The sequence below is a fragment of the Acetomicrobium hydrogeniformans ATCC BAA-1850 genome, from assembly GCF_000160455.2.
Taxonomy (GTDB): domain Bacteria; phylum Synergistota; class Synergistia; order Synergistales; family Acetomicrobiaceae; genus Acetomicrobium; species Acetomicrobium thermoterrenum.
In genome coordinates this window covers 542,584-552,500 of sequence record NZ_ACJX03000001.1, presented here as the reverse complement: position 1 = coordinate 552,500, position 9,917 = coordinate 542,584, and the positions used below count along the sequence as shown (strand labels likewise).

Below are 9,917 nucleotides of genomic sequence, written 5' to 3'. Positions count from 1 at the left end.
TGCCGGTATGAGTAGCGTTAAAGCAAGTGAAAGACTTGCTCACCGGAAGCCCAAGGGTTCCTGGGGAAGGGAATCCGCCCAGGGTTAGGCGGGACCTAAGGTGTAGCCGAAGGGCGAAGCCGATGGACAGCCGGTAGACATTCCGGCCCCACCTTGGCAACGTTTGTACCGAAGGGGTGACGCAGGGAGCTAGGCGCGCTGGGCGATGGAATGCCCAGTCCAAGGGAGTAGGGGGAGCTTTCAGGCAAATCCGAGAGCTCGTTAACCTCGAGACCTGATGGGGAGTCTTAATTATAAGACGAAGGCGTTGACGCTGCACTGCCAAGAAAAGCCTCTAGGGAGGAGCCAGGGTGCCCGTACCCTAAACCGACACAGGTGGGCTGGTTGAGCAGACTGAAGGTGGACGGGATAACTCTCGCTAAGGAACTCTGCAAGTTGACCCCGTAACTTAGGGAGAAGGGGTGCCCGCGTTAGGTGTACTCTTTAACAGGGGAAGCCGAAGCGGGTGGCAGAAACCAGGTCCAGGCGACTGTTTAATAAAAACACAGGGCTCTGCTAAAGGCGAAAGCCGATGTATAGGGCCTGACACCTGCCCGGTGCCGGAAGGTTAAGGGGAGGGGTTAGCCAAAGCGATTTGGCGAAGCTCTAAACCGAAGCCCCGGTAAACGGCGGCCGTAACTATAACGGTCCTAAGGTAGCGAAATTCCTTGTCGGGTAAGTTCCGACCTGCACGAAAGGTGTAACGATCTGGACGCTGTCTCAGCGAGAGACCCGGTGAAATTGTGGGACCGGTAAAGACGCCGGTTACCCGTGGTGGGACGGAAAGACCCCGTGGAGCTTTACTGTAGCCTGATATTGGACTTTGGTACGTCATGTACAGGATAGGTGGGAGGCTGTGAAGCTAAGGCGCTAGCCTTAGTGGAGCCGTCCTTGGGATACCACCCTTGATGTGCTGGGGTTCTAACCGCGAAGGCGGGACAGTGTCAGGTGGGCAGTTTGACTGGGGCGGTCGCCTCCTAAAGAGTAACGGAGGCGCGCGATGGTCACCTCAAGGCGTATGGAAATCGCCTGAAGAGCGTAAGGGTATAAGGTGGCCTGACTGCGAGAGCGACAGCTCGAGCAGGCACGAAAGTGGGTCCTAGTGATCCGGCGGTTCCGAGTGGAAGGGCCGTCGCTCATCGGATAAAAGCTACCCCGGGGATAACAGGCTGATCCCGCCCGAGAGTTCCTATCGACGGCGGGGATTGGCACCTCGATGTCGGCTCATCGCATCCTGGGGCTGTAGCAGGTCCCAAGGGTTGGTCTGTTCGCCCATTAAAGCGGTACGTGAGCTGGGTTTAGAACGTCGTGAGACAGTTCGGTCCCTATCCACCACGGGCGTAGGGGGTTTGAGAGGAGCTGCTCCTAGTACGAGAGGACCGGAGTGGACGAACCTCTGGTGTACCGGTTGTGGCGCCAGCTGCAGGAGCCGGGTAGCCATGTTCGGAAAGGATAACCGCTGAAGGCATCTAAGCGGGAAGCCTCCCTCGAGATGAGACCCCCCACTGGGGAAGCCAGGTAAGGTGTCCTGGAGATGACAGGGTAGATAGGCCGGAGGTGGAAGCCCCGAGAGGGGTGCAGCTGACCGGTACTAATACACCGAGGCCTTGTCCTTAAATACTTTTTTCCTCTTTCCCTAGCGATTTTTGAGTAAAGGTTTGAAACAGGCATATGGTGGCCATAGCGGAGGGGAAACACCCGGATCCATGCCGAACCCGGCAGTTAAGCCCTCCAGCGCCGATGGTACTGCGGGGGGTACCCGTGGGAGAGTAGGTCGCTGCCATGTGCCTGCTTTATTTTTGCCTCCATGGTGAGGCGAAAGAGATGAAAAAAGAAGACGAGAAGGGCTCGTCTTCTTTTTTTTCTGGGGAAGGATCTTCCTGTTCGGATTTGTCTGGTTAGAGGGAAATGTTTTTTAAGTTGTTTTGTGCTTTTACTATGGATGAAATTATGCCGCTCATGGCTTCAAAGCGCTGTTGCGCTTGAGATAGCACCTTTACAGATTCGTTCATCTGCATTGAGCTGTCCCGAAGTTCTTCCTCAGATTCATATATGAATCTGGATAATTTTTCGAAAAAAGTTTTGTTCATGTTTAGAAATTCAAGAAAGTTGTGAAGAGAATTTTGTAATACCTGAAACATTTGGCTTATTTTCATAATGCTTTGCATGGATTCCTCGACTGACTGTGATATCTCGCCAATCCTTTTCGAAATTCCTTCGGAGGCATTTTTCGATTCCGATGCCAGTTTCTGCACTTCGCTTGCCACAACGGCAAAGCCACGACCGTGCTCTCCGGCACGCGCTGCCTCAATCGATGCATTGAGAGCAAGGAGGTTCGTCTGTTTTGCTATTCTCTGTATCTCCTTGGATATTTTCTCTATTTCTAAGAAAGAATTCAGCGTGGAATAGGTTGTATCGATCGTCGCCTTTACTTCATCATCCATGGATTCTAGGTCTGTGCCGGATTTTTTTAGTTCTTCGATGAGGTTTTCGTTAATATCTCGTATGTCGTTAACGTTTTTGTCGGCCTCCTCGCGTTTTAGAGCAAATTCTTCCACCATGTCCTTAAATTGGTTGCTCAAATTAGAAAATTCACTCGCAATGTTGGCAAGTTCGTGCTTCGTATCTTCTACGCGTCGCACTAACACTTCATCCATTTGACTCATGAAGGAGTGCATGAGCATGAAACTAAAATGAGATGAAGACAAACTATTAATGACCTGGCGTTGCACCATAATATTTCACCCACTTTTTATCGATATTTGGAGGATAGGGCTTTCTTTCCACCAGTAGAGTATATTTCGTCTATTATATCCACACCACACTTGAGATTGCCCAACCATGCAAGGAATTTACCGATCATTTCTCTGCCTTTTATAACCGATCCATGTTGCGGAGCAATGATATCTATGTTTTTATCTTTAATCAGGTTTATCCAAGCCCTGCAAGCTTGATTTGAGGCCATATATCTGACATGAAAGCCTTTCATATAATTAACGTGATTTTCGAAATTTTCTACTATGGGATATCTTTTGCCCGGAGGGAAAACGGCCGCGCCGATATCGGCTGAAAAAAGCACTTTTGAAATTGGGTCGTATAAAGTGGCTTGCCCTGTAGAATGGAGGAAGTGGGCTGGTATAATCTCCAGCCTGTGTCCGTTTCTCAACGTGAGTTCACCGCCACCATCGGGTATAGGTGATATAGTGGATTGATTGTAGACTCCGAAATGAGGTAAAAATCTCACCCATAGCCCTGGTATATGCACTTTTACCTTATTGTTCAACATAGAAAGCCAGAGAATGACACCCGATGACACATCGGGGTCTTGGTGGGAGTAAAATATATGGGTTATTTTGTTGATGTTTGCGATTTCGGAGACGTTTGCCAAGACGCGAGGGAATACGTGAGCACCTCCCGGATCCATCAAAATTACTTCATCTCCGCTTAACAGCATATATTGATTGGTTTGAACCGACCCCTCGTCTTCAATTTCTTCCCATCCCAACATATAGAATTGAACCCTACCGTCATCGTATAACTTAATAGAGTTTACTGACGACATTTACTGATCTCCTCCTTATTGAGAATATTATAAATATCGAAATATTATGATACACTTTTTGTGGGAAATTTGTAATTATTTTTGCCTGACTATGATCCTGAGGGGGCTAAAAAGTAGGAGGCGATCTCTACTATGGATGTTTTGCTTTTCGGATGCGGAAGGGTTGGGAGAGCGTTCTGTGAACTATTGTGCAGGAAAAGTGATATGCTAAAAAGAGCCTCGATTTCCCTTGTAGGGGTCGCCACTAAAAGTCGCGGATGCATTTACAATCCTCATGGGATCGATGTTGATGACATGCTTCGGTGGGAGTCGATAACAGGAAGAATAGATGCCCTGAGTCGCGGAGGCTGCTCAGTTATACAAGACTCTAATGAAATGCTAAGAGATATCAATTACGACGTTTTAGTTGATTGTACACCCTCTGATTTTGATCTTGGAGAACCGGCTCGAAGCATTATAATTAAAGCTATTCAAAAGGGCAAGCACGTAATTACTGCAAATACGGCAGCGATGAGTCTGTATTTCGATGAAATTATGGACGAAGCTCTTGAGATGGGAGTTAAAGTACTTTACGAAGCTACCGTTCTCTCTGGGACTCCTCTTTTTTCTTTGGTGCGCGACGGTTTACCTGGATGTCGGATAAAAAGGTTCGAGGGAATCCTAAACGGTACGTGTAATTATATTTTAAGCATAATGGAAATGGGTTGCTCTTTTGATGAAGCTCTCCTAGAAACGCAAAGAAGGGGTCTTTCAGAGCAAAATCCTTGGGTTGATATAGATGGATTGGAGGCCGCGGCAAAGACAGTGATCGTGGCTAAGAGTCTTATGGGCTTGAATGTGGGGATGAGCCAGGTTCACGTTAAAGGAATAAGGAATGTTACTACTCAAGCCATAGAAGATGCCAAAAGAAGGGGCGGCAAACTAAAGCTCCTTTCGAGAGTCGAGATAAATGCTGATGATCTCGATATTACGGTGAACCCTGAAATTTTGTCGATGGGCCACCCTTTAGCTTATCTGGAGGGATTTTCTGTGGGGGCACTGCTTTTGACCGATATGATTGGTGAAATATGCGTTAGCGGTTCTGGGTCTGGTCCAAAAGAGACATCTTATTCGCTTTTGAGAGACCTATTATCGTTAAAGGGCAGGTGAATTTCTCTGTGTCTTTCAAGTTTGCCGTAATTTCCGATACCCATGGTAGCGTTAAAGCCTGGGGGCTTGCCAAGAAAATTTGTAAAGACGTAAATTTGATCGTACATCTCGGCGATGTGTTATATCATGGCCCTCGAAACCCTCTTCCAGATGGGTATGCCCCTAAAGAGTTGGCAGAAGAGATAAACTCTTCTGATGTTCCCGTCATTATAATTAAGGGCAATTGCGATGCGGATATAGATGAAGCCATGATAAAGTGGCCTGTATCCTATCCCTATTGTGTCTTATGGTTGGACGGCAAACTCGTCTTCGCTCATCACGGAACATTTTTTGAAAGGTATAAAGGTTTGGCGCTTGACTTTAAGGCCGATTTGGTGCTTACTGGGCATACTCATATTAGTTCTGTTATCTGCGAGGGAAAAACTGTTTTTCTAAATCCGGGATCTGCAAGTTTACCAAAAGGTGGCGAACCTCCATCATTGGCCATAGTGGATGAGAAGGGAATCAGTCTTTTGTCTTTGAAGGGTGATTTGTTGCGTTTTGAGCCTTGGAGATTGACGTAAGGGGGAGATATCAATGACGGTTAAGGAAGAAATATCGACGAAAAAAGAGGGTTATCAAGATACCAAAGGTACGGACGAGATGACGTTGCTAGTGTTCGATTTGTTCGGCGAACATTATGCTATAGAGGTTTCTAAGATCAGGGAAATAGTTCGCATACCTGAGAGCATAACTAGAGTTCCTAATGCGCCTCAATACGTTTGCGGGGTTATCAATCTAAGGGGTACGGTTATCCCGGTCATGGATGTTGCCGTCAAAATGGGTCGAAAGGAAGTTGAGCGGAAGAACGATTCAAGGATAGTTGTTATCGAAGAGGAAGATATCATGTTCGGTATTATGGTTGACTCTGTGCGAGAGGTAAGATCGGTGATTGTCCATCAAATAGAGAGTGCTGACTCCATCGATTCTGCAATATCAAAGGAATATTTAGAGGGTATCGTTAGAACTAAGGAAGGGGATTTGATCGTTCTTTTGGATGTTGCTTCTGTTTTTGAAATTAAAAATTTCTTAGAGTGAAAAACCGATGTTGGTAGATTTACATGTTCACTCGACTGCATCTGATGGCACATTGTCGCCGTCGGATGTGGTTATAAGGGCAAAGAAAAGGGCCATTTCTCTATTGTCTTTGACGGATCACGATACGACAGACGGTTTGCAAGAGTTCGAGGAGTCCTGTAGAAAGCATAATTTGCCGGGTTTACCCGGTATTGAGTTATCTGCTGAGTATTATGACGACGTTCATATTTTAGGATATGGCATGTTTTATAATTCTCCTGAGTTCCAGGAGAAGTTGACAGCTCTGAGGAAATTGAGAGACGAGAGAAATGAAAAGATGTGCGCAAAGCTTAAAACGCTAGGATATGACATATCTATTGAGGAAGTTATAAGGGAATCCGAAGGGGATGTAATTGCAAGACCACATATAGCCAGGGTTCTTATGAAGAAGGGGTATGTTTCAAGCCTTAGAGAGGCCTTCGATAGGCTTATTGGCAAAGGAGCGTTGGCTTATGTGCCCAGGAAAACGTTGAGTCCTGAGGAATGTATAGCTTTAATTCAAAACGCAGGAGGGATATCGGTATTGGCTCATCCCGGGGAAATTTACCTGGATTCCGAACCCTTCGACATTTTATTAAGAAAGCTTAAGGATGCGGGGCTTTGGGGATTGGAATGTTATTCCAGCCATCACAGTGCCGACGAAATATTTGGTTTTCTAAAATTAGCGGCCAAGTTCGGATTAAATCCTACGGCGGGAAGCGATTTTCATGGAGAAAACAGGCCCGATGTCGAAATGGGAATTGATGTTCCGGAACATGTTATTCCTGAAAAACTTACCTTTTTAGCGTTGAAAAAACTCGATAATTCTGGCGGGGTGAGTGTAAACGTTCATTCTTCCTTCGCGTATAAAACCGATTAATGTAGCTCCGTATTTTTGGGCCAGGTCTATCGCCTCGCATGTGGTGGCAGAAATACCTCCTATTATCGGTATTTTGGCGATCAATATTTTTCTTACCAATTCATGCATTAGTCTTCCTGAAAACAATAACATGTATTCTTCTCTTCCTATCCCTTCAAGTATTGCTTTACCTATAGCCTTTTCTATTACATTATGCCTTGATATATCTTCCAATAAAAAGTATTTGTAACCTTTATGGTGCATTAAAATGGCTACGTGGAATGCTCCTGTCTTTCTATAAAGGGGGGCTTCTTGTAGAAGCGCAATACCACCATATATTGCATCTGCGCTTACTGTCCAATTTACATCTATATATTCGAGCACATTATTTTGGCAGGATGAAGAAGGTTTCAATTCGACCTTTACAATTGCCTTGTCTTCGTTTTCAATATCTTCTATATTGTCATGACTTTTAACCACGTCATGAAAGAATAAGTGACCTATGGCCAATTCTTTTGTATCATTCAGCGTCGCTCGTAGGGATGTGTAGTAAGATTTGTTTACGTAAATTGCAATATCTTTTTCGTGCGCGACCTGGTCTACCTTGCAAGCACTGTCTCTCTCTTTAGCGGAAAATCTAAAATAATTCACATCACTAAACAAGTTTAATCCCTCCGCAGGTAGTATCGTTATTCAATGATGAAGACAATTATGCCGATAGCATGTATTATAATTAATATTTACCGTAGATTTTATCTCCTATACTGCGACTTGAGTCAATTTTAAAAAACTTACATGTTTTATGAAAGGGGAATATATGATGTCTACCATCGACCTGAGGAGTGATACCGTTACAAAGCCTACAGATGAAATGAGAAAAGCCATGGCTGAAGCAAAAGTCGGGGATGACGTTTATGGTGAAGATCCGACGGTAATCGAATTAGAACAACTTGCTGCTGAGATTACAGGTCACGAAGCGGCGCTTTTCGTTTGTTCCGGAACTATGGGAAATTTGGTCTCCCTCCTTACGCATTGCAATCGAGGTGAGGGAGTCGTTTTGGGGTTTAAAAGCCATATTTATAATAACGAAGGTGGGGGATTGTCGGCGTTAGGAGGCCTTGTTCCTCTTTGCGTGAACGATGATCAAGGTATTCCTGACCACAATGAAATATTGTCATACTGCAGGGATGAAAATGTACATTACACTCCTGCCAAATTGCTATGCTTGGAAAATACGCATAATGCCTGTGGCGGCATTGCAATTTCTCCTGATAGATTTTCGTCGGTGGTAGATTTAGCAAGAAGCAAGGGTCTTTTGGTGCATCTAGATGGTGCCAGAATATTCAACGCTGCAATAGCTTGGGGAGTTGAACCTAAAACATACACGGAAATTGTTGATTCCGTCCAATTTTGTTTGTCGAAGGGGTTGGGGGCTCCGATTGGCTCTCTCATTTGTGGAAAAAGGGACTATATAAACAGAGCCAAGCACTGGCGAAAACGAGTGGGCGGAGGTTTGCGCCAGGCTGGCGTTATAGCAGCTGCTGGCCTGATAGCTTTAAACAATTATGCAGATTTGAAGTATGACCACGAAAAAGCTAAAGTCCTAAAAGATATCTTGAAAAATGGCGGTGTAAAGGTCGTCGACGTTTTCAAACCGACCAATATGGTTTACTTCGATCTGAATGATGATGTAGATGTTATCCAGCTGGCAAATAGCTGCAAAAGAAGGGGTTTATTGTTCAATCCTACTTTTCCCAGGGTCAGGCTCGTAACTCATCGCGACGTAACCTTTGAAGATGTTGAGATGGCTGCCAAAATCATACTAGAGGAGTTGTCCTGATGAAAGAAAGTTTGCCCCAAAGGGAGCTTGTAGAGGAGGTTGCTTATCGGGCAGTGAAAAGACTGCTCGACCAAAAGGACATTGCTGAGGCCGATATACTGTATAGGGCAAATGCATCCTGTTCTATCTCTTTCATGGATGGCAGGCTGGACGAAAAAATTAAGGGCCAGAATCTTTCTATGGGCGTGAGAGTAATCGATGCCGAGGGTCGACAGGGAGTTGCCTGTTCTAATCATCTGTCCAAAGATGCCGTAAACAGGGTAATCGAATGGGCAATTTTTAATTGTAAGAACAACGATCCTAATCCCCACATCGGTTTGAATTTAGAGATTTTAGATTTTACAGAGGACCACGACCTTTTTGATCCGCTTGTAATTGACGGCATGAGCTTCAGTAGAGGAGAGAAGATATGTTCTGTTGTTACCGCTGAAGTACGTGAATTGGATGAAAGGGTATCGTCAATAAGGGAGGTTTTTTACGGAGAAGGTTACGAAGAAACCCTTTATCTTTCCAGTGTGGGGGCTATTGGGTGGCAGGATGAGAGCGTCGTAAGGCTTGACGTAGCGTTGATAATGGAAGATGGTGATAAAATAGAGATGGGCGGTTTTGGTGAAGAACAACGTTATCTGAGCGATTTAAAATACTCTGATATAGCCAAAAATGCCGTGCATAGAACATCCATGACGCTGGGTGGCAAGCCTCTTAAGACTGGTAAGTATACTCTCTTTCTGGACAGTTTAACAGCAGCATCTCTGGTTTCCATGTTGGAAGATTCTTTTTTGGCAGATAATGTCCATAAAGGGAAATCTTGGCTTTCAGATAAAAGGGAACGTATGATAGCTCCGAGTCACATTAGCTTAGTGGATGACGCAACCATAAAAAGAGGTATGGGCAGTTATGTCTTCGATGGCGAAGGCGTCGCTGCCCAAAGGACGACATTGCTCTCTGAGGGAGTAGTGACAAGTTTTTTATACAATTTGGAACATGCGAGAATCGATGGAGTTTCCTCAACGGGCAATTGCGTTCGAAGTCCTGCCTCTATACCATATGTGGGTGCATCTAATCTCTTCATAACTCCGGGAATCGGCAAAGCAGGGGACCTCTATGGAGATTTAAACACTGGAATTTACGTGACGGAGTTGATGGGGCTTCACACCTTTGATCCTGTTTCGGGAGACTTGTCTTTGGGAATAAAAGGGGCTTATATTAGAAACGGATCAATAGATGGGCCCCTTTCCGGGATGACCGTGGCCGGTAATATTTACGATATTTTGAATCGGATAGTTAGAGTTGGAGAGGATCTGAAATTTTATGGCAGTGTTGGGTCTCCATCGTTGGTGATCGATGATGTGTCGACCGCAGGCGATTAAAAG

Annotated in this window: 9 protein-coding genes and 2 rRNA genes (1 of these 11 running past the window's edge); 8 read left to right on the top strand and 3 right to left on the bottom strand. The window is 45.2% G+C overall.

Annotation, left to right across the window (positions count from 1 at the left end; all coding sequences use genetic code 11):
• Nucleotides 1-1,654, top strand: a 23S ribosomal RNA gene (locus tag HMPREF1705_RS02720) (it extends 1,344 nt beyond the left edge of the window).
• Nucleotides 1,655-1,709: 55 nt separating this feature from the next.
• A 5S ribosomal RNA gene (gene rrf, locus HMPREF1705_RS02715) occupies nucleotides 1,710-1,825 on the top strand.
• A gap of 112 nt (nucleotides 1,826-1,937) precedes the next feature.
• On the opposite strand, the gene HMPREF1705_RS02710 is transcribed toward rrf, so the two are convergent.
• On the bottom strand, nucleotides 1,938-2,681 hold the full coding sequence (locus tag HMPREF1705_RS02710) for a methyl-accepting chemotaxis protein (protein ID WP_242603504.1): 744 nt from the start codon (nucleotides 2,679-2,681) through the stop codon (nucleotides 1,938-1,940).
• 110 nt (nucleotides 2,682-2,791) lie between these two features.
• The gene (locus HMPREF1705_RS02705) at nucleotides 2,792-3,601 is read right to left on the bottom strand and encodes an oxygen-binding di-iron domain-containing protein (protein WP_009200231.1); all 810 of its coding nucleotides are present in this window, start codon (nucleotides 3,599-3,601) and stop codon (nucleotides 2,792-2,794) included.
• Nucleotides 3,602-3,733: 132 nt separating this feature from the next.
• On the opposite strand from HMPREF1705_RS02705, the gene HMPREF1705_RS02700 reads away from it, so the two are divergent.
• The 4 genes from HMPREF1705_RS02700 to HMPREF1705_RS02685 are packed head-to-tail and all read left to right on the top strand — an operon-like array spanning nucleotide 3,734 to nucleotide 6,725.
• Nucleotides 3,734-4,750 carry a homoserine dehydrogenase gene (locus tag HMPREF1705_RS02700; RefSeq protein ID WP_009200232.1) on the top strand — a complete coding sequence of 339 codons (1,017 nt, stop codon included), beginning with the start codon at nucleotides 3,734-3,736 and terminating at the stop codon, nucleotides 4,748-4,750.
• Nucleotides 4,751-4,758: 8 nt separating this feature from the next.
• Nucleotides 4,759-5,313, top strand: coding sequence for a phosphodiesterase (gene yfcE, locus HMPREF1705_RS02695; RefSeq protein WP_040347719.1), 555 nt, complete (start codon nucleotides 4,759-4,761; stop codon nucleotides 5,311-5,313).
• A gap of 13 nt (nucleotides 5,314-5,326) precedes the next feature.
• A complete protein-coding gene (locus HMPREF1705_RS02690) occupies nucleotides 5,327-5,827 on the top strand; it encodes a chemotaxis protein CheW (RefSeq protein WP_057940653.1) in 501 nt (166 codons plus the stop codon).
• A 7-nt stretch (nucleotides 5,828-5,834) separates the two neighbouring features.
• Nucleotides 5,835-6,725 carry a PHP domain-containing protein gene (locus HMPREF1705_RS02685; RefSeq protein ID WP_057940652.1) on the top strand — a complete coding sequence of 297 codons (891 nt, stop codon included), beginning with the start codon at nucleotides 5,835-5,837 and terminating at the stop codon, nucleotides 6,723-6,725.
• Here the strand turns inward: HMPREF1705_RS02685 and HMPREF1705_RS02680 are convergent.
• Entirely contained in the window at nucleotides 6,648-7,367 is a 720-nt protein-coding gene (locus tag HMPREF1705_RS02680) for a formate dehydrogenase accessory sulfurtransferase FdhD (protein WP_050767840.1), read from the bottom strand. The genes HMPREF1705_RS02685 and HMPREF1705_RS02680 overlap by 78 nt on opposite strands.
• Before the next feature lie 157 nt (nucleotides 7,368-7,524).
• On the opposite strand from HMPREF1705_RS02680, the gene ltaE reads away from it, so the two are divergent.
• On the top strand, nucleotides 7,525-8,544 hold the full coding sequence (gene ltaE / locus HMPREF1705_RS02675) for a low-specificity L-threonine aldolase (RefSeq protein WP_040347721.1): 1,020 nt from the start codon (nucleotides 7,525-7,527) through the stop codon (nucleotides 8,542-8,544).
• Nucleotides 8,544-9,914, top strand: coding sequence for a TldD/PmbA family protein (locus HMPREF1705_RS02670; protein WP_009200238.1), 1,371 nt, complete (start codon nucleotides 8,544-8,546; stop codon nucleotides 9,912-9,914). The genes ltaE and HMPREF1705_RS02670 overlap by 1 nt, the downstream gene beginning before the upstream one ends.
• Nucleotides 9,915-9,917: the final 3 nt, after the last annotated feature.

What these genes read in the sequence shown, in the direction of transcription:
- HMPREF1705_RS02705 (WP_009200231.1), bottom strand. Translation starts at nt 3,601, where the DNA reads ATGTCGTCAGTAAACTCTATTAAGTTATACGATGACGGTAGGGTTCAA.
- HMPREF1705_RS02700 (WP_009200232.1), top strand. Translation starts at nt 3,734, where the DNA reads ATGGATGTTTTGCTTTTCGGATGCGGAAGGGTTGGGAGAGCGTTCTGT.
- HMPREF1705_RS02690 (WP_057940653.1), top strand. Translation starts at nt 5,327, where the DNA reads ATGACGGTTAAGGAAGAAATATCGACGAAAAAAGAGGGTTATCAAGAT.
- HMPREF1705_RS02685 (WP_057940652.1), top strand. Translation starts at nt 5,835, where the DNA reads ATGTTGGTAGATTTACATGTTCACTCGACTGCATCTGATGGCACATTG.
- ltaE (WP_040347721.1), top strand. Translation starts at nt 7,525, where the DNA reads ATGTCTACCATCGACCTGAGGAGTGATACCGTTACAAAGCCTACAGAT.
- HMPREF1705_RS02670 (WP_009200238.1), top strand. Translation starts at nt 8,544, where the DNA reads ATGAAAGAAAGTTTGCCCCAAAGGGAGCTTGTAGAGGAGGTTGCTTAT.